This is a genomic window from Corynebacterium sp. LaCa_23 (assembly GCF_058182375.1).
Map to the genome: position 1 here is coordinate 397,468 of NZ_CP190825.1, position 22,700 is coordinate 420,167.

The 22,700-nt window shown below is 59.5% G+C and carries 30 protein-coding genes; 18 read left to right on the forward strand and 12 right to left on the reverse strand.

The features are described 5' to 3' along the window. Positions 1 to 202: 202 nt before the first annotated feature. A complete protein-coding gene (locus tag ACP8IT_RS02010; protein ID WP_490290305.1) occupies positions 203 to 901 on the forward strand; it encodes a hypothetical protein in 699 nt (232 codons plus the stop codon). On the opposite strand, the gene amaP is transcribed toward ACP8IT_RS02010, so the two are convergent. From amaP to ACP8IT_RS02040, 6 genes are read right to left on the reverse strand one after another with little or no spacing between them, the layout of a single operon-like run. Next, entirely contained in the window at positions 890 to 1,465 is a 576-nt protein-coding gene (gene amaP, locus ACP8IT_RS02015) for an alkaline shock response membrane anchor protein AmaP (protein WP_023016735.1), read from the reverse strand. The genes ACP8IT_RS02010 and amaP overlap by 12 nt on opposite strands. After that, a complete protein-coding gene (locus tag ACP8IT_RS02020; protein ID WP_005281210.1) occupies positions 1,458 to 2,024 on the reverse strand; it encodes a DUF6286 domain-containing protein in 567 nt (188 codons plus the stop codon). Before ACP8IT_RS02020 ends, amaP begins: the two co-directional genes overlap by 8 nt. After that, positions 2,017 to 3,180 (reverse strand): Asp23/Gls24 family envelope stress response protein, encoded by a 1,164-nt coding sequence (locus ACP8IT_RS02025; RefSeq protein ID WP_023016736.1) that lies wholly within the window; start codon positions 3,178 to 3,180, stop codon positions 2,017 to 2,019. The genes ACP8IT_RS02020 and ACP8IT_RS02025 overlap by 8 nt, the downstream gene beginning before the upstream one ends. Further along, positions 3,180 to 3,374 (reverse strand): hypothetical protein, encoded by a 195-nt coding sequence (locus ACP8IT_RS02030; protein ID WP_005276895.1) that lies wholly within the window; start codon positions 3,372 to 3,374, stop codon positions 3,180 to 3,182. The genes ACP8IT_RS02025 and ACP8IT_RS02030 overlap by 1 nt, the downstream gene beginning before the upstream one ends. Before the next feature lie 2 nt (positions 3,375 to 3,376). Then, positions 3,377 to 3,724, reverse strand: coding sequence for a Rossmann-fold NAD(P)-binding domain-containing protein (locus ACP8IT_RS02035; protein ID WP_005276897.1), 348 nt, complete (start codon positions 3,722 to 3,724; stop codon positions 3,377 to 3,379). Positions 3,725 to 3,729: 5 nt separating this feature from the next. After that, a complete protein-coding gene (locus tag ACP8IT_RS02040) occupies positions 3,730 to 4,209 on the reverse strand; it encodes an Asp23/Gls24 family envelope stress response protein (RefSeq protein ID WP_005276899.1) in 480 nt (159 codons plus the stop codon). A gap of 711 nt (positions 4,210 to 4,920) precedes the next feature. Here ACP8IT_RS02040 and rpsJ point away from each other — a divergent pair. From rpsJ to rpsQ, 11 genes are read left to right on the forward strand one after another with little or no spacing between them, the layout of a single operon-like run. Continuing rightward, the gene (gene rpsJ, locus ACP8IT_RS02045; protein WP_003848085.1) at positions 4,921 to 5,226 is read left to right on the forward strand and encodes a 30S ribosomal protein S10; all 306 of its coding nucleotides are present in this window, start codon (positions 4,921 to 4,923) and stop codon (positions 5,224 to 5,226) included. A gap of 23 nt (positions 5,227 to 5,249) precedes the next feature. Next, positions 5,250 to 5,906, forward strand: a complete 657-nt coding sequence (rplC, locus tag ACP8IT_RS02050; RefSeq protein ID WP_005276932.1) for a 50S ribosomal protein L3 — start codon at positions 5,250 to 5,252, stop codon at positions 5,904 to 5,906. Continuing rightward, a complete protein-coding gene (rplD, locus tag ACP8IT_RS02055; protein ID WP_005281229.1) occupies positions 5,903 to 6,556 on the forward strand; it encodes a 50S ribosomal protein L4 in 654 nt (217 codons plus the stop codon). The genes rplC and rplD overlap by 4 nt, the downstream gene beginning before the upstream one ends. Next, positions 6,556 to 6,858, forward strand: coding sequence for a 50S ribosomal protein L23 (gene rplW / locus ACP8IT_RS02060; RefSeq protein WP_005276934.1), 303 nt, complete (start codon positions 6,556 to 6,558; stop codon positions 6,856 to 6,858). Before rplD ends, rplW begins: the two co-directional genes overlap by 1 nt. Positions 6,859 to 6,893: 35 nt before the next feature. Next, a complete protein-coding gene (gene rplB / locus ACP8IT_RS02065) occupies positions 6,894 to 7,730 on the forward strand; it encodes a 50S ribosomal protein L2 (protein WP_005276935.1) in 837 nt (278 codons plus the stop codon). A 13-nt stretch (positions 7,731 to 7,743) separates the two neighbouring features. Then, positions 7,744 to 8,022 (forward strand): 30S ribosomal protein S19, encoded by a 279-nt coding sequence (rpsS, locus tag ACP8IT_RS02070; protein ID WP_005276936.1) that lies wholly within the window; start codon positions 7,744 to 7,746, stop codon positions 8,020 to 8,022. 3 nt (positions 8,023 to 8,025) lie between these two features. Beyond that, on the forward strand, positions 8,026 to 8,388 hold the full coding sequence (rplV, locus tag ACP8IT_RS02075; RefSeq protein WP_005276938.1) for a 50S ribosomal protein L22: 363 nt from the start codon (positions 8,026 to 8,028) through the stop codon (positions 8,386 to 8,388). Next, entirely contained in the window at positions 8,388 to 9,134 is a 747-nt protein-coding gene (gene rpsC, locus ACP8IT_RS02080; RefSeq protein WP_005276941.1) for a 30S ribosomal protein S3, read from the forward strand. Before rplV ends, rpsC begins: the two co-directional genes overlap by 1 nt. 3 nt (positions 9,135 to 9,137) lie before the next feature. Next, positions 9,138 to 9,554: a 50S ribosomal protein L16 gene (rplP, locus tag ACP8IT_RS02085; protein WP_005276943.1), complete on the forward strand. Its 417-nt coding sequence runs from the start codon at positions 9,138 to 9,140 to the stop codon at positions 9,552 to 9,554. Next, positions 9,554 to 9,784, forward strand: coding sequence for a 50S ribosomal protein L29 (gene rpmC, locus ACP8IT_RS02090; RefSeq protein ID WP_005276944.1), 231 nt, complete (start codon positions 9,554 to 9,556; stop codon positions 9,782 to 9,784). Before rplP ends, rpmC begins: the two co-directional genes overlap by 1 nt. A 2-nt stretch (positions 9,785 to 9,786) precedes the next feature. Next, positions 9,787 to 10,095: a 30S ribosomal protein S17 gene (gene rpsQ / locus ACP8IT_RS02095; protein ID WP_005276946.1), complete on the forward strand. Its 309-nt coding sequence runs from the start codon at positions 9,787 to 9,789 to the stop codon at positions 10,093 to 10,095. Positions 10,096 to 10,166: 71 nt separating this feature from the next. On the opposite strand, the gene ACP8IT_RS02100 is transcribed toward rpsQ, so the two are convergent. Then, positions 10,167 to 10,988, reverse strand: a complete 822-nt coding sequence (locus ACP8IT_RS02100) for a siderophore-interacting protein (RefSeq protein ID WP_278723833.1) — start codon at positions 10,986 to 10,988, stop codon at positions 10,167 to 10,169. 100 nt (positions 10,989 to 11,088) lie between these two features. Between ACP8IT_RS02100 and ACP8IT_RS02105 the strand changes: the two genes are divergently transcribed. From ACP8IT_RS02105 to ACP8IT_RS02120, 4 genes are all read left to right on the forward strand, one after another. Further along, positions 11,089 to 12,036 (forward strand): ABC transporter substrate-binding protein, encoded by a 948-nt coding sequence (locus tag ACP8IT_RS02105; protein ID WP_284631355.1) that lies wholly within the window; start codon positions 11,089 to 11,091, stop codon positions 12,034 to 12,036. Next, positions 12,037 to 13,116, forward strand: a complete 1,080-nt coding sequence (locus ACP8IT_RS02110) for a FecCD family ABC transporter permease (RefSeq protein ID WP_278723832.1) — start codon at positions 12,037 to 12,039, stop codon at positions 13,114 to 13,116. Next, positions 13,113 to 14,147, forward strand: coding sequence for a FecCD family ABC transporter permease (locus ACP8IT_RS02115; protein ID WP_490290306.1), 1,035 nt, complete (start codon positions 13,113 to 13,115; stop codon positions 14,145 to 14,147). Before ACP8IT_RS02110 ends, ACP8IT_RS02115 begins: the two co-directional genes overlap by 4 nt. 84 nt (positions 14,148 to 14,231) lie before the next feature. Beyond that, positions 14,232 to 15,059, forward strand: coding sequence for an ABC transporter ATP-binding protein (locus ACP8IT_RS02120; RefSeq protein ID WP_023030112.1), 828 nt, complete (start codon positions 14,232 to 14,234; stop codon positions 15,057 to 15,059). 38 nt (positions 15,060 to 15,097) lie between these two features. Here ACP8IT_RS02120 and ACP8IT_RS02125 read toward each other — a convergent pair whose 3' ends face one another. Beyond that, complete coding sequence (locus ACP8IT_RS02125) at positions 15,098 to 15,493, reverse strand: hypothetical protein (protein ID WP_023028286.1); 396 nt, start codon at positions 15,491 to 15,493, stop codon at positions 15,098 to 15,100. Continuing rightward, positions 15,490 to 16,374, reverse strand: a complete 885-nt coding sequence (locus ACP8IT_RS02130; protein ID WP_490290307.1) for a carbohydrate kinase family protein — start codon at positions 16,372 to 16,374, stop codon at positions 15,490 to 15,492. The genes ACP8IT_RS02125 and ACP8IT_RS02130 overlap by 4 nt, the downstream gene beginning before the upstream one ends. A gap of 20 nt (positions 16,375 to 16,394) precedes the next feature. Between ACP8IT_RS02130 and ACP8IT_RS02135 the strand changes: the two genes are divergently transcribed. Both ACP8IT_RS02135 and ACP8IT_RS02140 read left to right on the forward strand, forming a co-directional pair. Continuing rightward, the gene (locus ACP8IT_RS02135) at positions 16,395 to 17,603 is read left to right on the forward strand and encodes a glycoside hydrolase family 32 protein (RefSeq protein WP_023028288.1); all 1,209 of its coding nucleotides are present in this window, start codon (positions 16,395 to 16,397) and stop codon (positions 17,601 to 17,603) included. Positions 17,604 to 17,727: 124 nt separating this feature from the next. Then, positions 17,728 to 19,755 (forward strand): sucrose-specific PTS transporter subunit IIBC, encoded by a 2,028-nt coding sequence (locus ACP8IT_RS02140; RefSeq protein ID WP_023028289.1) that lies wholly within the window; start codon positions 17,728 to 17,730, stop codon positions 19,753 to 19,755. A gap of 58 nt (positions 19,756 to 19,813) precedes the next feature. On the opposite strand, the gene ACP8IT_RS02145 is transcribed toward ACP8IT_RS02140, so the two are convergent. Genes ACP8IT_RS02145 through ACP8IT_RS02155 form a run of 3 tightly spaced genes read right to left on the reverse strand, consistent with a single transcriptional unit; the run spans position 19,814 to position 22,368 of the window. Beyond that, positions 19,814 to 20,491, reverse strand: a complete 678-nt coding sequence (locus tag ACP8IT_RS02145) for a methionine ABC transporter permease (RefSeq protein ID WP_005281257.1) — start codon at positions 20,489 to 20,491, stop codon at positions 19,814 to 19,816. Further along, positions 20,491 to 21,513, reverse strand: a complete 1,023-nt coding sequence (locus ACP8IT_RS02150; RefSeq protein WP_490290308.1) for a methionine ABC transporter ATP-binding protein — start codon at positions 21,511 to 21,513, stop codon at positions 20,491 to 20,493. The genes ACP8IT_RS02145 and ACP8IT_RS02150 overlap by 1 nt, the downstream gene beginning before the upstream one ends. A gap of 15 nt (positions 21,514 to 21,528) precedes the next feature. After that, positions 21,529 to 22,368 carry a MetQ/NlpA family ABC transporter substrate-binding protein gene (locus ACP8IT_RS02155; protein ID WP_023028291.1) on the reverse strand — a complete coding sequence of 280 codons (840 nt, stop codon included), beginning with the start codon at positions 22,366 to 22,368 and terminating at the stop codon, positions 21,529 to 21,531. Positions 22,369 to 22,700: the final 332 nt, after the last annotated feature.

Sequence of the window (22,700 nt, forward strand, 5' to 3'; positions counted from 1 at the left end):
GACAGGTATTTTTTCAGTGTAGACGCTTAGGGCCTTAAAAAGAAAAATGGGATTCAGCTGCAGATTTAAAAACCTGAATTGTTCAACAGTTATAGGGAACGCTTACCTGAAAATAAGTGAAAACGGGGGTAACCAATCAGCCAAGGCGGGCTGCTGCCCCGTGGCTGTAGTAGGGCGGAACGGCTCGGTAGGCTAGACCCTCATGGAAGATCCCACTCGCATTGACCCGACCTTGGCAGCGCTGCGCAAGGCATGGGAGGGCCAGCCCGATCTGAGCCTGCCGACGCTCTTTGCCTTATTGGCCAACCGGGGCATCGGCTGGGGCGTGAGCGACGCGGAGTTAGTCACCGAACTCGAGCGGCAGGCCGAGGTTCACCCGCCGCTATTGCCCTTGGAGGGCGGCCGCGTGGGCACTGGTGTGTGGCTCGTGCTTAGCGATGCCCCCACCTCCCGCATCACCGCCGATTCCTCCCGCATCATCGTGCGCCGCCCGAATGCTCAGCCGGTGGTGTGGGAATACAGCGCCATTAGGCCAACGGGGCCTGGCCGGACCTTCGTGGTTACGGATACTGAGGGCTTTGAACACCGCCTTGGGATCGTCTCCAGCATCATGCGCCTGGATGAGTCGCTGCCGGAACTTAGTGGCCTGAGCCGCTACGAGTTGGGTGACTTTGTCTATGTCCTCCGCGTGGACGACGCTATCGCTGTCCTAGACCACGGACTGCATCTCTTTCACAAGGAAAACCGGCGGGTGGTTGCCCATAATTATGCGTGGAAGAGGATAGAAAAATGCCGCCCTGGCGAGGAGTTGGAGTTACTCCTCGAGGGCGGCGATTATGCGCGATTGGGCAAGGTAGTTGAGGTTCTTGTTGCAGAGACCCCAAACCCCTTATTCAGCTAAATCCTTCATCGGCTTGACCTTGGTGAAGTGCAGCTTATAGCTGGTATCTAGGTCAGCGTCGGGGAAAGCCTCCCGGAAGTCGCGCTCATTCGTTTCTACAGCGTTGGTCAGCCGCTCCAGCGGCGTGTCTGGGTTGGCAACCACCGTGTACTGCAGCGTTGGGCGGGCGCGGTCGTATGCAACCAAGCGCTCGACCCGGTCCACACCCTCTAACGCGTCCAGATCCTTGGCCACCGCGGTGGCGATGGCGTTCATGGATGCAGAGATTGCGCCTTCTTCATTGGAAGCTGCGGATTCCACATTATTAAAGCGGCGGTGACGCAGGTTTACGACGATGAGCCACAAACCAATGATGAGCAATAGGGCAGAGGCACCGGCCAAGACCCAGACCCACCAACTATTGTCGCCCAAAGTGCGCCACGTATCGTGGTCTACCCACTCGGCCAGGTATTCAGCAAATTCCACATTGAAGTTAATGAGAATCGGCCACACACCGAGCGCGATGAGGATGATTCCGAGCAGGCCGAGGAGGATTCGGTCAAAGGTAGCAAGCTTTTTAGACATGATTATCCATCTCCGGAATCTTCTCTACGGCTACGGTGACCTTTGGTGGATGCGCAAGCACTTCCAAGGCACGGGTGACAGCAGTTTCTACGCGCCCCGGCAACTCGGAGTCTTGCTCATCGCCATTGACGGTAACCTTCGCGCTCTTGGTATCCGCGGAAGTCTGTGCGGACGCGACTCCCGGAACGCGGCGCGCTGCAGCAGAGCTCAAGCGCGCGACATCAACCGGACGCATCCACATGGAAGCGGACTCGGAAGCGACCTGGATGTGGGTATTGCGGCGCGTCTTTACCGCAGCGATTACAAAGATGAGACCAACGACGATGGAGCCCACGCCAGCCCAGATCATCCACGTTTCTAATTGCTCGGTGGCAATAAGATTGAGGACCGGCTGGACCCACGATTGGGCATTGGCGTCTGCGCCGACAAGCCAGGTTTCGCGTACGCCCACAATGCCAATGGCCAGCAGGACGAAACCTAAAATGACGGTCCACGTACGCACGGCAGGAGACGCCTTGGGCTGTTGCCCGAAATGCTCAGGCATATTCATCTCAGCCATTATTGCCTCCTTGCTCGTGGAATGGGGTGATGGAAATGGCACGCAGCGGCTCAGGCCGTGGCGCATAGACATGCAGCGGGCGCTGGCTCGTTGGGGTTACCTTGATGCGCTTGAGCGGTTCCTGGCGCGGGGCCTGAACCTTGCGCAGCGGGGCGGGCCTTGCGGTCCGCACGCGCTGCTCGCTCCGGGAATTATCGATCTCGATCTTGCGCAGTGGTCGTGGGCGAGGTGAGTGCACCTTGCGCAGGGGAGCCGGCCGCGCAACGCGAACGCGCTTGTACTGTTGCGCATTGTCGATGTCGATCTTGCGCAAAGGCTGCGGACGAGGGACAGAGACCTTTGCCTTCTTGGCGAAGGGACGTACCTGTCCGCTCGGGAGCAACCGAGCAGGGCGCGGGGCGCGAACACTGCGTACCCGCTCTGGGCGCGGTTCGATGATGCGGCGCGGTTCGTGATCTTCTGGAGCACTGATGTCTAACAGCTGGTGATCCGGAAGATCAGCGGAAATGCTGCGCACCGGCGCCTCCCGCGGCGTGTCAACGGAGCGCACCGGGGTATCGCCAGGCGGCGCCGATACTCCGCGGATGGCAACTTCCTTCCCGGAAGAAATCTCGCGGATATCCGCTTCTGGTGGAACGGCAACTGTGCGAACCACCGCCTCTTGCGGGGTATCGACGGTGCGAACCGCGGCTTCTTCCGGGGTCTCGATGCCTCGCACCTCGACCGAGTCCTGGGTGACAGGCTGGGTCACGGTAGACGGGGTGACCTCCGGCGTAAAAGCCGAAGCAGCAGGGCGCTGCGCTACCTGTTCTGCGGTAACGCGAGTATCCGGAACCGATTCACCAACGGTGACATTAACGCGGGTGGTGGTATAGCCGGTGTGGGCAGCAATGGCCTCTGAAATGGCGGCACGCGTACTTTCCGCGACTGCGGTAACCGGCGATGGCCACACCACAGCGATGGTCGCGCTTACTGCGGCGACCTCACGCTCTGGGTCCATCTGTACCGAAACCCGTGGATAACCGCGTCCGCCAATGCCAGCAAGCTTGGCATCTAAATCCTTTGTGCCAGGCACGCTAGCAATTGCGGCGGTCACGATTCGTTCCATGGTCCGCAGCGAGAAACGCGTGTGGCCCTTAGTGGAACCTTCTGACATTAGCCTTGGCCTTTCTCCTTGCCAATGAGGCCATTCCACACAGCGCTGAGGTCGATGCGGCCATCAAAATGGGAGCCCAAGAGGCCACCGATAGCAGCAAGCAGCACGGCGAGCAGCATCCAACCCCAACCTAAGTACAAAAAGAAGGCAAGTAGCAGGCCGATAACAATGCCCAATGTGGTGTAATTTTTCATATCTAATCCTTCGAGGGAGCAGCGGATAAGCCATCTACGGCATCAGAAAACTCAACGTCGACGCGATCTAATTCCGTACATGCCTTGCGGGCGGTCGAGCGGATTTCTTCCGCCAGACGGTACAGATCAGGTTGCGCACTGATATCAACGCGGACGTTGATTTGCAGGTGGCGATCGTCGCGGGGATCGGGCCGGCGCATGCCGGAAACCCTTTCGCCCGGGAAGAGTAGGTTCACCGAGCCGTAGCGTCCGCCGTCAAGGCCCGCGACACCGTTGAGCTTTTGCACCGCTTCCGCAATTGCGTGAGCGTGGCTTACCTCGAGCTCAAATTGCGCTCGGGGTTCAGGCATTGTTCTTATGCCTGGCCCTGGTTCAGTGCAGCCTGCTCTTCAGACTCGGAGTCTTCCTTCGGCAGCTTGACGTTGTGAACAACAACGTCAACGCGCTCTACGGTCAGGCCGGTCATGCGCTCGACAGCGTTCATGATGTTGCGGCGGATTGCCTCAGCCAGCTCGTGGATGGCAACGCCGTACTCAGCGGTGATGGCGATCTCGATCTTTGCGGAGCCGTTTTCTACCTCTACGTCAACACCCTGGCGTACGTCCTCGGATGCACCGAAGGACTCGCGGATGGTGCCCATCATGCGAGCGCCGCCGCCACCGAGGGAGTCAACGCCGGAAACCTCGCGGGCTGCAATGCCGGCGATCTTGGAAACAACGACGTCATCAATGGTGGTGGTGCCGTACTGAGTCTCCAGGTTGTTGTTTACCTCGCGCTCTTCAGAAGCGGCAACGTTGTTCTCAGAGTGCTTTGCAGGAGTGTTGTTCTCAGACATGGTCTTTAAGGCCTTTCCTTAAATATTGACTTGCATGGTCGCAATATGAAATTGAAGGACCAAGAACCAGCGGTTCTAAATCCCTCTTTGAGCGTACCTACCGCCTAACCGGACGTGGGGTCTGTGACAACAATATTTACCAAAACGTGATTATTGGCACTATTGCCGGGGTGGTTTGAAAAACACCAGCCCATCGTGCTTAAATACTTAGGTTGCTTTAACAGGGCAGCGCGAACCGGTAACGGACCGTCTTTAACACGGTGCATATCGGGGAGGCGCTGAGCTGGTAAAGCGAACATGACACCTTCGTTGTCACCGTGGATCAGGGCTTTCCTGAAACACAGACTGGAAGGTCATCCGATCGGGCTAGGTCCGCGCTAGAGCAGAGACACCCCGAGACGATGGACCGGAGGAGGGGCATGGCAAATAAACAGCGGCAGTTAGCGAATAGGACACTCTCCACGTGTAATGCGTGAAAACCGTCCTCTTCACAATACTTTGACTACGGGTCTTGTACCCCGTCAGGAGCACTGCAGACTGGCATTTGCCATGTGCTGTATCTCTTGGTTGTCATGACAGTCAGACCACTGGCGTTGTGTCAGGCCCCAGGCCCGGACAACGTTATAGAGAAATCGAGAAGCAATTTCCCACCGCTTCACGCCCCGGAAACGCCGGGAATGTGAAAGTGGGGAAGCGAGGAAGAGGATAAGCGTGGCGGGACAAAAGATCCGCATTCGGCTGAAGGCCTATGACCACGAGGCAATCGACGCTTCTGCAAAGAAGATCGTCGAGACCGTTACCCGTACGGGTGCTCGTGTAGTTGGCCCAGTGCCGCTCCCAACCGAGAAGAACGTGTACGCAGTTATTCGTTCTCCGCACAAGTACAAGGACTCTCGCGAGCACTTCGAGATGCGCACGCACAAGCGCCTGATCGATATTCTCGACCCGACCCCGAAGACCGTTGATGCTTTGATGCGCATCGATCTTCCGGCAAGCGTCGACGTGAACATCCAGTAAGCGACTTTGGTGGAGAACTAATAATGAGTGAAAACGAGATCAAGGGCATTCTGGGCAAGAAGCTCGGCATGACCCAGGTCTTCGATGACGAGAACCGCGTTGTTCCGGTCACCGTCGTTGAAGCAGGGCCATGCGTTGTCACCCAGATTCGCACCCCCGAAACCGATGGCTACAGCGCCATCCAGATCGCCTTTGGCGAGATTGACCCACGCAAGGCAAACAAGCCTGAGTCTGGTCACTTCAAAAAGGCTGGCGTAACCCCGCGTCGTCACGTTGCGGAAATCCGCATGGACGACACCTCCGCATACGAGGTTGGCCAAGAGGTCAAGGTAGACATCTTCGAAGGCATCACTTTCGTTGACGTCACCGGCCAGACCAAGGGCCACGGCTACGCTGGTGCTATGAAGCGCCACGGCTTCCAGGGTCAGGGCGCAGCTCACGGTAACCAGGCCGCTCACCGCCGCGTTGGTGGTATCGGTGGCGCTGCTACCCCAGGCCGCGTCTTCAAGGGCAAGCGCATGGCTGGCCGCATGGGCCACGACCGCGTGACGACCCAAAACCTGAAGATTCAGAAAGTCGATGTCGAGTCCAACCTGCTGCTCATCAAGGGTGCTATCCCTGGTGCGCGCGGCGGCCTCGTCACCGTTAAGACCGCAGTGAAGGGCGGTGCACACGCATGAGCAACCTCAAGCTAGACGTCCACACCTCTGAAGGTAAGACCAATGGCTCCGTGGACCTGCCGGCTGAAATCTTTGACACCGAGGCATCCGTTGCTTTGATGCACCAGGTTGTCAACGCACAGCTTGCTGCTGCTCGTCAGGGCACCCACGCCACCAAGACCCGCGGCGACGTCCGCGGTGGTGGCCGCAAGCCTTTCCGCCAGAAGGGCACCGGTCGTGCGCGCCAGGGTTCCATCCGTGCGCCGCACTACACCGGCGGTGGCACCGTCCACGGCCCGCAGCCACGTAGCTACGCACAGCGCACCCCTAAGAAGATGATCAAGGCTGCTCTCTTCGGTGCGTTGTCTGACCGTGCTCGCAACGAGCGCATCCATGTCATCGAAGAGTTGGTTCCAGGCCAGAAGCCGTCCACCAAGGCGGCCAAGGCTTTCCTCGAGTCCCTGACCGAGCGCGACAACGTGCTGCTGGTTATCGGCCGCGAGGACATCAACGCCCGTCGTAGCGCTAATAACCTGCCGAACGTTCAGATCCTGGACGCCGGTCAGCTCAACACCTACGACGTTCTCTACTCCGATGACGTTGTGTTCTCCGTTGAGGCGCTACACACCTTCATCACTCGCGCTACCGGCGCGGATAAGGAGGAGAACTAATGGCTAAGATTTCTAACCCGCGCGATGTCATCATCGCCCCGGTTGTATCTGAGAAGTCCTACGGTCTGATGGAGCAGAACGTTTACACGTTCTTCGTCTCCCCAGACTCCAACAAGTCCCAGATTAAAGATGCCGTCGAGCAGATCTTTGACGTGAAGGTCGACTCCGTGAATACCGTAAACCGTGCAGGTAAGCGCAAGCGCACCCGCACCGGCTTCGGTCAGCGTAAGTCCACCAAGCGCGCATACGTGACGCTCCGTGAAGGCAGCGACTCCATCGACGTCTTCGGCGCAGGCGCTTAAGCGCCACCGGAGAGCCGAAAGGAAAAGGAAGAATTATGGCTATTCGTAAGTACAAGCCGACAACTCCGGGTCGCCGCGCATCCTCCGTATCTGAGTTCGACGAGATCACTCGTTCGACTCCGGAGAAGTCCCTGCTGCGCCCGCTGAGCAAAACCGGTGGTCGTAATAACTACGGCCGCATCACCACCCGCCACATCGGCGGTGGCCACAAGCGCCGTTACCGTCTGATCGACTTCCGTCGTAACGACAAGGACGGCATTCCGGCAAAGGTCGCTCACATCGAGTACGACCCGAACCGCACCGCAAACATTGCATTGCTGCACTACGTAGATGGCGAGAAGCGCTACATCATCGCGCCGAAGGGCCTGAAGCAGGGTGCTGTTGTCGAGTCCGGCCCGAACGCAGATATCAAGGTGGGCAACAACCTGCCGCTGCGCAACATCCCGACCGGTTCGACCATCCACGCCGTTGAGCTCAAGCCGGGCGCTGGCGCAAAGCTGGCCCGCTCTGCTGGTGCTTCCATCCAGCTGCTGGGTAAGGAAGGCAAGTACGCCGTTCTGCGTATGCCGTCTTCTGAAATCCGCCGCGTGGACATCCGTTGCCGCGCAACGGTTGGTGAAGTTGGCAACGCCGAGCAGATGAACATCCGCTGGGGCAAGGCCGGCCGCATGCGTTGGAAGGGCGTTCGCCCGACCGTCCGTGGTGTCGTTATGAACCCGGTTGACCACCCACACGGTGGTGGTGAGGGTAAGACCTCCGGTGGTCGCCACCCAGTGTCCCCATGGGGTCACAAGGAGGGTCGCACTCGCAACCCGAACCGTTACTCCAACAACATGATCGTGCGCCGTCGTCGCCCGAACAAGAAGCGCTAAGAGGAGGTAAACAATGCCACGCAGCCTTAAGAAAGGCCCGTTCGTCGACGAGCACCTCCTCAACAAGGTGGATGCTCAAAACGATGCAGGCACCAAGCAGGTCATCAAGACCTGGTCTCGCCGCTCGACCATTCTCCCCGATTTCATCGGTCACACCTTCGCCGTCCACGACGGCCGCAAGCATGTGCCGGTCTTCATCGAGGACTCCATGGTCGGCCACAAGTTGGGCGAGTTTGCACCAACCAAGACCTTTAAGGGTCACGTCAAGGATGACAAGAAGGGACGTCGATAAGCGATGAGTGAGACCATCACCTCCGCATCCGCCACGGCCCGCTACGTCCGCGTTACCCCGATGAAGGCACGTCGTGTGCTCGATCTGGTCCGCGGCAAGTCCGTAAGCGAAGCTTTGGCAATCCTGAAGTACGCACCGCAGGGTGCTTCCAAGCCAGTTGCAAAGGTCGTTGCTTCCGCAGCCGCTAACGCTGAGAACAACTTCGGCCTCGACCCACGCACCCTGGTCATCTCCGAGGCATACGCCAACGAGGGTCCGACCATGCGTCGTTTCCAGCCGCGTGCACAGGGTCGTGCATTCATGATTCGTAAGCGCACCAGCCACATCACCGTGGTTGTCGAAAGCCAGCAGGAAGGGGCCAAGTAATGGGCCAGAAGATCCATCCTCACGGCCTACGTTTGGGCATCACTTCCGACTGGAAGACCCACTGGTTCGCGGATAAGGACTACGCGAACTACGTAGCCGAAGACATCAAGATTCGTAACTACCTCAACAAGGGCCTCGAGCGCGCCGGCATCGCCGACATCGTTATCGAGCGCACCCGTGACCGCGTCCGCGTGGACATTCACACCGCCCGTCCGGGCATCGTGATTGGCCGCCGCGGCGCTGAGGCTGACCGCATCCGCCGCGAGCTGGAAAAGCTCACCGGCAAGATGGTTGCCCTCAACATCCTTGAGGTCAAGCAGGTAGACGCAAACGCAACCCTGGTTGCTCACTCCATCGCGGAGCAGCTGGTTAACCGCGTCGCATTCCGTCGTGCAATGCGCAAGGCTATCCAGTCCGCTATGCGCCAGCCACAGGTTAAGGGCATCAAGATTCTGCTGTCCGGCCGCCTGGGCGGTGCAGAAATGTCCCGCGTTGAGCGCTACCACGAGGGCCGCGTTCCGCTGCACACTCTTCGCGCCGAGATCGACTACGGCACCGCAGAGGCCCACACCACCTTCGGCCGCATCGGCATCAAGGTGTGGATCTACAAGGGTGACGTCGTCGGTGGCGTACGCGAGTCCGAACTGAACGCTCCGGCACAGGGCCGTGGCCGCGGTGACCGCAACGGTCGCTCCCGCCGCGGTGGCCAGCGCCGCCAGCGTGCACAGCAGAAGCAGGAGGGCTAATCCATGCTGATTCCTAAGCGTGTTAAGTACCGCCGTCAGCACCGCCCGAGCCGTCGTGGCGTGTCCAAGGGCGGAAACCGCATTAACTTCGGCGATTACGCAATCCAGGCACTGGAGCCTGCGTACATCACCAACCGTCAGATTGAGGCCGCACGTATTGCCATCAACCGCCACGTTAAGCGTGGTGGCAAGGTGTGGATCAACATCTTCCCGGACCGTCCGTTGACCCAGAAGCCGCTCGGTGTTCGTATGGGTTCCGGTAAGGGCCCGGTTGAGAAGTGGGTGGCTAACGTGAAGCCTGGCCGCGTACTTTTCGAGATGAGCTACCCAACTGAGGCTGTTGCAATCGAGGCTCTGCGCCGCGCTGGCCAGAAGCTTCCTTGCAAGGTCCGCATCATCAAGAAGGAGGACCAGTTCTAATGGCAACCGGTACCCCCGCCCACGAGTTCCGTGAGCTCGACAACGCAGAGCTGGAAACCCGTCTGAAGGATGCGAAGGAAGAACTGTTCAACCTTCGTTTCCAGAAGGCCACCGGCCAGCTGACCAACAACCGCCGCATCGGCACGGTTAAGCGCGACATTGCCCGCATCTACACCGTTCTGCGCGAGCGCGAGCTGGGCCTGTCTGTCGCTCCGGGAGCTGAGGCTTAATCATGAGTGAGGCTAACGTGACTGAATCCAAGAAGGGACCAACTCCGAAGAAGGAGAAGGTCAAGGGTGCTCCTAAGGTCCGCACCGGCTACGTTGTCTCGGACAAGATGTCCAAGACCATCGTCGTCGAGATCGAAGACCGCAAGCAGCACGCTCTGTACGGCAAGATCATGCGCTCTAACAAGAAGGTTAAGGCGCACGATGAGGAAGAAATCGCAGGCGTAGGCGATCTCGTACGTATCGCTGAGACCCGCCCGCTGTCCAAGGACAAGCACTTCCGTCTCGTAAAGATCATCGAGAAGGCTAAGTAAACCCTAGCCAGCGCAGCCCCTGTACCGGACCACATGGTTCGGCGCAGGGGCCTCTCGCGGTTTTAGGACTCTTAAGGACGGGCCCTTCCATAAAACCAATAGGGCACCCAGGTGACGTCGTCGGTAGCAAGGCCCCAGTCTTTGACCGCGAGGCCGCGGACCTTCTTTGCCAAATCTCCCTCGCCGGAGACCCACACGTACCCTGGCACCGAGTCACCGGCATAATCTGCTTCCAGCGCGGCAACGATGGAATCCGCCTCCTGTTTCGGCTCGGTGCGAAGGACGCGCAGGCTGCGCACGCTGGGCTCCCACCTGGCCGTAAACCCAGGCTCTACTTCGTCATCGCTGGTGACCACGGCTACGACGTCGGTGGAAGCGAGCTTCGCCGGGTCATGTTCCTCTTGAAAGGCAAGGATGTGCCGCAGGGCAGGCAGGGCAGAGGCATCGGCGACCAATAGCTGCGCAGCCTCTGTCGGCCGCCACATCTCGTTGCAGGTAAAGAACCCCGCCGTATCGCCGGGTTGCGCGCGCAGAATCCACCGCGAGCCGGGGCCGGAATCGCCGTGGGTGACTACATCGACATCGACAGTCGCGTCCTCAGGGTGCAGCGCGCGTATGGTGTACCAGCGCAGGTCTGGACGCGTTTCCTCGTCCATAGCGGCCACCGCCGCGCGGATATTGACGCCATCGACGGGGAAGGGCGCAAATTCCTGCCCGGCTTGCGGCATGACGAGGCCAAAGTATTCATCGGGGCCGGCGAGCTCATACGTCCGGAACGCCTCAGCGTGAAATGTCAGGCGGTGCAGCCGCGGCCGGATCTGCTCATTAGCGGTGAGGGTAACGGGGATCAATTCGTGTTCAGGCATCGTGGACGATTGTAAGGAAGAATTCATGCGTCCAACATACCTGTGCACAGTTAAGCCTTGCCTAATTCTTTCGGGGGGGATAGGATATGCCACGTCATTTACCTCCTTTACCGAAAGGGTTAGCCTCATGAAGATTTTCGGACGCCGCACCATGGGTGTTGTGGCACTGCTGTCCGCCGGAGCCGTCGCCTTAGCCGGCTGCTCGCGCGGTGAGGGCGATGAAAGCACGCAGTCCACCGAAGCCGCCAGCGAGGAGCGCGTGGCTAGCCTGGGCCTCGGCGATGCCGATACGCTGCTCGCCCTGGGCATTACTCCCGTGACGGTGGCGCCGTGGGGCGCTGAGGGCGACGGCGATCCGTCCGGCGTCGGCCCTTGGTCAAAGAAGCTTCTTGGCGATGCCAAGCCCGAGGTCATCTACAACACCGCAACGGGCTTTACCGCTGAGACCTTTGAGCAGATCACCGCTGCCGATCCCACCAAGATCATTGCGGTGAACCAGGCGGTGGATGCGCGCGCGAAGGAATCCCTGGAAGAGATCGCGCCGACTACCGTCAAGCCGGATGGGTATGAAGACTGGCAGATTCCCTGGGAAAAGCAGGTAGAGGCCATTGCGGACGCCGTGGATAAGGAAGACGACGGCGAAAAGCTCATCAAGGACACCGAAAAGGCCTTCGAGGAATTCCGCCGCGAGCACACCGAATTGCAGGGCAAGTCCGCGGCCATCGTTATGCCTTATGACGGAAAGATTGGCCTGTACACCGATGAGGACGGGCGCGGACAGTTCATCGAGGATCTTGGCATGGAGATCCCCGATGAGTTGAAGGGCGATGGCAGCAGCTTCTTCGTTGACATTGCCCCGGAAAACTACGCAAAGCTCAACCAGGTTGAACACCTCTTTGTCCTGGATTACAACGGCTCCGCGGATGTCTTGAAGAAGGATAAGACCTTCCAGGGCCTCGATATTGTCAAGGATGGGCGCGTGCGCTACCTGGACACGGATACCGGCAACGCCATGAGCATGCCGAACCCAGTGACCATCCCCTGGGCAATAGATAAGTTTGAAGAGAAGCTGTAATTGTCAGCAACCACGAAGGACGGCCAGACTATCCAGACGGGTTCCACAGCGCAAAACCCCACAGCCACACCGGTGATGGCGCGGGGAAAGGGTCGCACGACGTTCCTTGTTGCCCTGATTCTCGCCAGCCTCGTGCTGGCGGTGGCGTCCTTGGCGCTGGGTTCCCGTTCCATTCCGCCTGATGAGGTCATCGCCGCGCTGCGCGGGGCAGGCGAGCAGGATATCCGCGATATCGTGTGGAACCTGCGCATGCCGCGCACCTTTTTGGCCTATTTCGCCGGCGCTGCCCTTGCCGTCGCCGGTGTCTTGGCGCAATCGTGGACCAGGAACCCGCTGGCGGACCCCGGATTTATCGGTATTACCGCAGGCGCCTCGTTCTTCGTTGCCCTGGGCACGGCCATTGGCATTGCTACCACCACCGGCATGCGCACCACCCTTGCGCTCGTTGGCGCGGGCATTACCACGCTGCTGGTTCTGGCCGTCTCGCGGCGGTTCCAGGATCCACTGACGCTCATTCTCGTCGGCGCCGGTGTCTCCGCCGCCCTGGGATCGGGAGCGGTGATCATCGGCCTGTATTCCACGGACGTCCTCGATAGCATGCGGCGCTGGACCATCGGCTCGACCTTTGGGCGCGGCCCAGAAGACGTCGCCATTGCGGGTATTGGCCTGCTCATCGGCCTGGCGTGCGCGGCAATGGCGGCCAGGCCGCTTGACCTATTGGCCATGGGGGAAGAGTCCTCGCTCGCCTTGGGCGGGTCTCCCACCACCGCGCGGGTGGGCGCAGCACTCAGCGTCGTGGTGCTGGCCGGCAGCGCCACGGCGGCGACCGGCCCCATTGCCTTCGTCGGCTTCGCCATTCCCCACATCGTGCGGCGGGTGGTTGGCCCAAGCGTTGCCACGATGATCCTGCCCTCCGCGCTCCTGGGCGGTTGCGCCGTGCTCGCCGCCGATATCATCGGTCGGCTCATCGTCGGTAACTCGGAGCTAGAGATGTCTATCGTGCTTGCCATCGTGGGCGCGCCCTTCCTCATTTGGGGCGCTCACCGCGGCGTGGGCAGAGCGTGGGGCGATAACGCATGACAACGATAAACAGTATCCTGCAAGCGCAACAGCGTCGCAGGCACGTCCGCGTACTCGCCGCCACGCTGGTATTTGCCCTTATCGCGCTTGCCGCCTACCTGGTATTGCTGGGGCAAGGGCCGCTCGAGTTGAGCCCGCGGCAGGTCCTCGATGTGCTCACCGGCGGCGGCAGCGAGAGCCACATCAGGGTGGTGTGGGACTTGCGCCTGCCTGTTGCCATCGCCACCGTCATCGTCGGCGCCGCCCTCGGCGTGGCCGGTTCCTGGACGCAGACCATGGCGCGCAACCCGCTGGCATCGCCGGATATCCTGGGCGTGACCGGCGGCGCATCGGTGCTGGTAGTACTGGGCACCGTGCATTCTCGCCCCGGTTTCGCGGACGGCATCCCGGACTTCTGGTGGCGGGCATGCTTGGCGATGATCGGCGCCCTTCTCGTCGTCATCCTCCTCGCCGTCCTGGGCGGCATCGGCACGAGCAATCGCATCGTCATCGTCGGCATCGCCTTATCGCTGATGTTTCAGGCCATCGTGGCGTATTTGATGCGCAGCGCCCAGATCCAGCGCGCAGCCGAGGCACAAACGTGGCTGGCGGGCTCGACCGGGTTTGTGCGCATGGAGGTCATCGTTCCCTTACTCGTGGCGTTAGCGCCGTTTATTGCCATAGGCATCTGGTGCGCGCGGGAGCTGCCGCTGCTTGCCCATGATGATTCCTCCGCGACCACCCTGGGCGTCAATATCTCCCGCCAGCGCGCCCTGCTGCTCATCGCGGCAACCGGCATCTGCGCCGTGGTGGTTTCGGTGGTCGGACCCATCGGGTTTATCGCCCTGCTGGCACCGCACCTGGCGCGGATGGTGGCGCGCACGCCTACGCCCTCGCCGGTGGCATCGGCAGCCGCGGGCGCGGCTCTGCTGACCGTGTGCGCCGTCATTGCCGGCGCGATTCCGGTCAACGCCCCGGTGGGTGCGGTTTCCTCGGTCATCGGCGGCTGCGCCCTGGTGGTATTGGTGTGGAATGCGGCCCGGCGCAGTTAAAAGCCGTGGCGCGGCACAGCGAAGTTCAGTCCAGCCCGCCACCCAAATAGTGCTACACACTCGTACGTGGATGAAGGAAAAGATATGACGGATAATCAGCCCACGAGCCCGAAGCGCCGGTGCAGCCTCCAAGCCACCGGCATCCATGCGGGATATAAGGACGGCGAGGATATCCTCTCCGGCGTCGACCTGCATGCCCGCGCCGGTGAGGTCACCACGCTCATCGGGCCCAATGGCTGCGGCAAGTCCACGCTGCTCAAGACGCTGTCTAAAATCCTGGCCCCGCGGCAGGGTAGCGTCATGGTCGGGGAGGCTGACCTGCATGCGATGAACGCGAAGGAAGCCGCGCAGCAGGTGGCGCTGCTGCCGCAGCACCCCGTGGCCCCCGATGGATTGCGGGTAGGCGAGTTGGTCGCGCGCGGGCGCCACCCCTATCAGGGCAGGATGCGCGGTCTTTCTCCTTCGGACCGGGAGATCATCGCCCAGGCCTGCGAAGCCACGGAGATTGTGGACTTCCTCGACCGCGATATTGCCTCCCTATCGGGCGGGCAGCGCCAGCGCGTGTGGCTGGCTTTGGCGCTGGCGCAGGATACGCCGGTGCTGCTTCTCGATGAACCCACCACCTTCCTCGACCCCGCCCACGCCATGAGCATGCTGGAGCTGGCTCGCGCACAGGCGCGCGCCGGCAAAACGGTGGTTGTGGTCCTGCACGATCTTATGCTCGCGGGCCACTATTCCGATTCCATGGTGGTGATGAAGGCCGGCGATATCATCGCGCGCGGTGCACCCAAGCAGGCGCTGGCTCCAAAGGTATTGGCGCAGGCCTATGGCATCGAGGCGGAGGCCTGGGACGACCCGCTTGGCGATGCCCCCATTATCGTCCCCCGCCGCGTTCTCCCCAGCGACAACTAAGCGCTCCCCGCGCTAAGCGCCAGGAGCGCTTGGTTCGGCTACTGCCGCGCCAACCGGCGGATATCCAAAACCGAAATGGCGATGATGAAGAGGTTGAGCACGCAGCCCACGCTCAGCAGGAAATTGCCGATGCGGTAGGTTCCTGTGCCGACTGCCGCCATGTTGCCGTAGATGTAGATCCAGATTCCCCAGCCCACTAGCAGCACGATGCCGGCGATGCCGGAGAGCAGCTTGAGGCTGCGTGGGGAGGCGGGGGCGAAGAACTTAAAGGCGGCATCAATAAGCGCGGCCGCTGCAAGGACGATGCTTAATCCACCCGAGAGCCACAGCGGGAGCAGGGCTGCGGTACCAATGACAACGGGGAGGATGAATGCGAGGAACACTAAGAGGAATAGGCCCAGGTGTATCCACAGCGTGCGTTTGGTGTAGCTCATAAGGCTGACTCTACTTCCTTGCGCAGTGGGGGATTGGCGCCGGTGCGGGAGACGGTGATGCCGGCTGCGGTGGCAGCAAAGTGGAGGATATCGCGCCACTCTTCGGTGCTTAGTGCTGCGGCCTTGTTTGCATCGAGGCTGCGATCATCGAGTTGCGTCAGTAGGGCTGCCATGATGGTGTCGCCGGCGCCGATGGTATCGGTGACCTCTACCGCGGCTGCAGGAACGTCGAGAGAAGTATCCCCAGCCCTGACGCTAATTCCGTCGCCGCCGCGGGTGGTGGCCACGATGGGGACCTGGTGGGTGAACTCCTCGCCTAAAAAGTCCACCTCTTCATCCGATAGCTTCAACACCGAGACGTGTGTCAGCAAATCCGCCAAGAATTTCTTATGCGCCTCGGTGGCATAAAAAGGCCGGATATTGGGATCTAGGGCCACGAGCGTTCCCTGCGCGGCGAAGTCCCTGAGCAGCTGCGCATAGCGGGAAGCGCCCGGTTCCAAGGCCAGGGAGACGGTACCGAAGCAGGCGATATCTGCCGGAGCTAGTTTGGGCTCAACGAAGCGATCTGCGGTGCCTTCCACATAAAAGTTATAGGAGGCCGTGCCGTTTTCCGCGATGGTGGTCACCGCCAAGGTGGTCGGTTCTTCGCCGCGCTGCACGTGGGCGGTTTCGACGCCTTCTTCTTCAAGGCGCCGGAATAATTCCTGGCCAAACCCTTCGGTAGAAATCCGCGATTGAAATTCCACGTCCGCGCCCAAGCGCGCCGCGGCGATGGCCACGTTGAAGGGGCCGCCGCCCAGCGCCGGGGTGAGGTCATTCAAGCGGCCGGGGGATACCGGAACCAGGTCCACGAGGCCTTCGCCGCACACATGAATAGTCATAGTTCCATAGTATCGGGGACATGAACCACCGACCGAACTTTCACCTTGCGCCACCACTGGGCCGCCTCAACGACCCCAATGGCCTTTTTGTGGATGGCGATATTCTGCACGCGTATTACCAGCATGACCCTGCCTTTCCGCACAAGCCCAGCCGGACCGGCTGGGGTCACGCCACCACCACGGTATCCGCGCCCACACCGTGGCGGCATTATCCCGATGCTCTTTATCCTGACCTGCCCTATGACAAGGATGGGTGCTACTCCGGTGGGGCCGTTGTTGACGGCACGGACGTGTGGCTTTTTTATACCGGGAACCTGAAAGAAGACGGGCGCCGCATCCCATCACAGAACCGCGTGCGGGTCATGGACCCCTCTGGGCCGGAAGGCGGGATTTATGTCCGCGATACCGCCAACCCGCTCATCGCTGATTCTCCGGAGGGGTATACCGGCCACTTCCGCGATCCCCATATTTCCCGCGCCGGGAAGGGATGGCGCATGGTCATTGGTGCGCAAACGGAAGACGAACGCGGAATCATCGTGCTGTATTATTCGCAGGATTTAAGGCAGTGGGAGTTCCAGGGTGAGCTTGTTTTTGATGATCCCGCGCAGCTTCCGGGTGGCTATATGTGGGAGTGTCCCAACTTGCTGACCTTTGGGGATAAACACGTGTTGATCTTCTGTCCGCAGGAGGAAACCGACCGGTGCGGCTACGTCGTCGGCACCTTGGACGGGCTTAATTTCCACGTTGAGCGCGGCTTTACCCTGCTGGATTACGGCACGCAGTTTTATGCGCCGCAGGCAACCGAGGAAAATATCCTGTTGGGCTGGATGGGCATGCCCGCTCATGATGAGACTCCAACGCAGGGGTGGGTGCATACCTTGACTATTCCGCGGCGGCTGTGGCTGGAGGATAACTATCTGTGCCAAGAACCGCTGTGGTCTGCGCTGCCGGAAACCCGCGGCAGGGACGGCTTTGGCTCGACCATCGATATAACGGGGGAGGGAGCTTATGCGCTTGTCGATGCCACCGGGAAGGAAGCATTCCGCGTGGTGCAAGGCGGTGGCACCATCTCTTTCAACGGCGGTGAGCCGATCACATGCCCCGATGGAGAAATGCGGCTCATCGCCGATGGCTGCGCCGTAGAAGTCTTTGCCGGCGGCGGTCGCATCGCCGCGGCATTCGCCGTTTTTGGGGATGCTCCCTGGCAGGCATGGGAGCCGCTGGACTAAGACCCTGCGGAACTAAGATCGACAATTTTTTGCTTTGTGGACATTTCGGCCCAAACAGACTTAAATGGGAAGTAGTCAATCACATTCGGTCATTTAATGTGACCTAAATAACAAAGGTTGGTCCATGGAGCATCAAGAGGTCGCCGCCCGCACTCTCAAGGCATTAGGCGGCGAAGAAAATATTATTGCCCTTGCCCACTGCGCCACGCGCTTGCGCATGGTGTTGGATGATTCGGACAAGGTTGATACCGCAGCGCTAGACAACGATCCGGATCTGAAGGGCACCTTCGAAGCCGGTGGCATGTTCCAGGTCATCGTGGGCCCGGGCGATGTCAATATCGTCTTTCAGGAAATGACCAAATCCATTTCCAAGGACGTCGCCGTGTCCACCGATCGCTTGAAGGATATTGCCGCGGAATCCGGCAACTGGTTTTCCCGCGCGGTCAAGGTCTTGGCCGATATCTTTGTTCCGCTAATCCCTATCCTGCTCGGCGGCGGTTTGTTGATGGCATTAAATAATGTGCTGACCGCGCCGGGACTATTTGGGGATCAATCCGTCATCGAAATGTATCCTTCGTGGGAAGGGTTTGCCGGACTGGTCAACCTCTTGGCATCCGCTCCCTTTGCCTTCTTGCCCATCCTCGTGGGCTTTACTGCTACTAAGCGCTTTGGCGGCAATGAATTCCTCGGCGCGGGTATGGCCATGGCGATGGTCATGCCGGATTTGGTTAGCGGCTATAACGTTGCCGAGGCTATTGAAAATGGCGAGATGCCCTACTGGGATATCTTTGGCATCGACGTTGCCCAAGCTGGCTACCAGGGCTCGATCTTGCCCATTCTGGTCATCGCCTGGATCCTGGCGACGATTGAAAAGTTCCTGCACAAGCACCTCAAGGGCACCGTGGACTTCATGCTCACACCCCTGCTTACCCTGCTGGTGACGGGCTTTATTACCTTTATGGGGCTGGGCCCAATCTTGCGCACCGCCGGTGAGTGGTTGGGTATGGGGCTGGCCAACTTGTATGACTTTGCCGGTCCCGTGGCGGGCTTCCTTTTCGGTCTGGTTTATTCGCCGATCGTCATTACCGGCCTACACCAATCCTTCCCGCCCATTGAGACGATGCTGTGGAATGAGGGCGGTTCCTTCATCTTCCCCATTGCCTCGATGGCCAATATTGCCCAGGGTGGTGTGGCCTTGGCCGTGTACTTCTTGGCGCGCTCCGAAAAGCTCAAGGGCTTGGCCGGTGCCTCCGGTATCTCGGCGCTGTTTGGTATTACTGAGCCCGCGATCTTCGGCGTTAACCTGCGGCTGCGGTGGCCGTTTTATATCGGTATGGCGGCATCAGCCATCGCCTCTACGTTCATCGCCATTTTTGGCGTGCTTGCGGATGCCCTCGGCGCCGCCGGCTTCATCGGTTTCGTCTCCGTTCCCCGCTTTGTCCCAACCTTCTTGCTGTGTGGTGTCATCTCCTTCGCCGTAGCCTTCATCGGGGCCTACCTGTACGGGCAGGTGCTCATCCACCGCAACGGCACCATTGATCCTGATGAGGTCAACCCTCCCGCTGCGCAGGCTTTGGCCGCCGAGGCTGCTGAGGAGTCTGCTGCCGCTGGCTCCGCCGCCGCAGATGCCGCGACAATATTTTCTCCGCTAGAGGGAAATGCCCTGCCCCTATCCAAAGTTAAGGACCCCATGTTCGCCGGGGGCAAGCTGGGTAAAGGTGTTGCCATCGAACCGACGGTGGGCAAGCTCGTCGCGCCTGCAGATGGCACCATCACCGTGACCTTTCCTTCCCACCACGCCTACGCCCTGCGCGTGGACGACCCAGCGGTGGGGCCGATTGACATCCTTATGCACATTGGCTTCGATACAGTAAACCTCAAGGGCGAACACTTCACCTCGCATGTCAATAAGGGCGATACCGTCAAGCAAGGCGAGGTTCTGGCTGAATTCGATATCGAGGCCATCAAGGAAGCAGGCCTGCCGGTAACGACGCCGATCGTTGTGTCCAATGCCAAGAAGACCGGTCCCGTTATTCCCACCGCGGCCTTCCGCGAGGGTGAACTCATTGGCTCTGGGACGGACCTATTTACCGTTGACCCGAAGGCTCAGCAGGGGACATCGAAACCTTCTACAAAGGAAGCTACGTCTTAAGGGACGGACAAGACAAAGGCTGGGGATAAACCCCAGCCTTTTTACTTGTTTGTGTGTCTTAGGCCCCGTTGCGAGCCCGGCGGGCGAGCGCATTGCCCAAGCCCTGGATTGCTTGTACCACCACGATGAGGATGATCACGGTGAGGATAATGGCTACGGTATCGAATTGCTGATAACCATACGAGACCGCCAAGTCACCGACGCCGCCGCCACCGATGGTTCCGGCCATCGCAGTGGCAGAAATCAACGTGATGGTGGAGGTGGTCAGCGCCAAGATGATCGAGGCCTTAGCCTCTGGCAGCAAGAAATAACGGATGGTTTGCCACAGGGAAGCGCCCATGGATTCCGCAGCTTCGAGGATGCCATCGCCAACTTCCAACACCGATTGCTCGATGAGGCGGGCCATAAACGGCGCGATGAAGATGGTTAGCGGCACCAGCGCCGCGGTCATGCCAATGGAAGTGCCGACGATAAGGCGCGTGAACGGGACGATCGCCACCATCAAGATGATAAACGGCAAGGAGCGCACCGTATTGACGAGGAAGTCAGTGATCCTAAACAGCACGCGGTTGGGGTACATGCCCTGTGGATTAGCAAGTACCAGGATGATTCCCAGGGCAACTCCGCCGATCGTTCCTAAAAAGAGGGAAATGCCCACCATATAAAGGGTTTGCCAGCCGGCCTCTAGGTATTGATCGATAGAAACCTTGGTATCGAAGATCTCAGTTAAATCCATTAGTTCACTACCTCTGCGTTGAGTTGGCCCTGCTGCTGTATCCACTGCACGGCATCGTTAAGCGCAGCTTCATCCTTATTGACGAGCCCGAGCACCAGCGTGCCAACCGTGCCATCGCGCAGGGCCACGTCGGAGGCGTGGATAAGATCCGTGTCGATGCCCCGTTGCACCAAGCCGTTGACAAGGCCTTTTGCCGCGCCGCTGTGGTGGGTGACGCGCAGGACGCGGTCATAGTGGGAGGCATTGACCGTGTCTTGCACCGACGCTGGAAGGTGCTGCGGGAGTACGGTCTCCACGAGCCGCTGCGTCAGGGGTTGCTGCGGGGCAGAAAAGACGCCGCTTACGGCACCATTTTCGATGACATGGCCGTCCTCCATGACCACAACGGTGTCCGCGATGCGGGAGATGATACCCATCTCATGCGTGATGATGACGACGGTGATATTCAGTTCCTGGTTCACGCGGACGATGAGATCCAGAATCTGGTCAGTCGTTAGCGGGTCGAGGGCTGATGTCGGTTCATCGCACAGCAGAATCTTTGGGTTGGTGATTAAGGCGCGGGCGATCCCGACGCGTTGTCGCTGACCACCAGAAAGCTGCTTAGGCAGCGATTGAGCGCGCCCTTCAAGCCCCACCATCTCTAGTACCTCAGTGACGCGCTGCTGGATTTCCTTCCTCGGGGTCTTGGCCAGGATGAGCGGCATTGCCACGTTCTGGGCCACCGTCTGCGTATCGAGCAGGTTGAAGTGCTGGAATACCATGGACACTTCTCCGCGCAGCTCGCGCAGTTGTTTCTTGGACAGCGCATTAAGGTCACGGCCTAGAACATTGACCGTTCCAGCGGTGGGCTTTTCCAGTCCGTTAATGGTGCGCAGCAAGGTGGACTTGCCGGCACCGCTCGTGCCGACGACCCCGAAGATGGATCCCTTTTCGATGTCCAAGTTGACACCTTCCAGGGCCGTCACCGAGGCCGACTTGGTGCGAAAGGTCTTGCCTAAGTCGCGAAATTCAACATCAAGCATGGAGAAAGTTCCGTATTACTTCTTGAGCGAGTCTGGGACGAACCAGTAGTTTTCCTCGTTCACGCTATCGACGTGGTCGAGGAACTCCTGGGACTTATAGGCCTCAATAACTGCCTTAGCCCAGTCGGCGTCCTTCTTGTCTTCCGTGGTGACGGCCTGGAGGATGAGGTCATCGCTGAGGTCTTCTTCCCCAAGGGCCAGGGAAGGATCGACCTTGGAGGAATAAGCGATGGAGCCTGGGATAATACCCCAGTCAACATCGTCCATGGAGCGCGGAATGGTAGCAGAGTCCATCGGCTGAATCTTGAGGTCGTGCGGATTGTCCTCAATGTCATTGACCGTCAAGAGGTTCTGGTCAGCATCGTCCTTCATGGTGAGCCAGCCAAGCTTGACCAAAAGGCGGAATGCTCGAGTCTGGTTCGAACCGTCCTGCGGGATGGCAACGGTGTGTCCCTTATCCACATCATCAATGGACTTATGGGACTTGGAGTAAATCTTGGTCTTAACGGTGGGGATATCGGTGAGGTTGGTCAGCTCGGACCCAGTCTCTTGGTTGTAGACGTTCATGTACGCCGTGTGCTGGTCTACGTTGAGATCAATCTGCCCCTCGGATAGAGCGACATCTGCCTGTCGCAGCTCGGAGAAGTCCGTGTAATCGACCTTAAAGCCTTCATCTTCAAGGATTGGCTCAATTCCGTCCTTGAAAAGCTCGGAATATGGCCCTGGGGAAGTACCGACCTGAATCGTATCCGTATCGCCGTCGTCTTCATTATCGCTAGCGCAAGCGCCCAGGGTGAGTGCGGTTGCGGCAGCGGTTACCGATGCGCCAATTTTTGTAAATAGAGAGCGTGACATGAGGAACCTTTAAATAGTAGACGTAAAAGTGGACGCCTAATAGACTACCCGGTTCAACTATATAGACCAAGTTGTACGGAGTGAAATCTCTGTGTTTCGAGGGTTGGTCTGGCCGCTGGGGGTTGGCATTTCCGCAGGTGGCCCGGGAAAAATATAGACCGTGCATAAATAATCGGGGGAATTTAATAGGATTTACTATGCAAAATTGTACAGGCGGGGTCTAGTTGTGTGTCAGGGCGCAAAAGCTTTGCGATGCTCCTTTTAGGAGCGGAGAGGGCGTGGGGAGGGGCTAATGAGGGTAGGGAAGGGCTATCGGGTTCTAGGGCATTGAG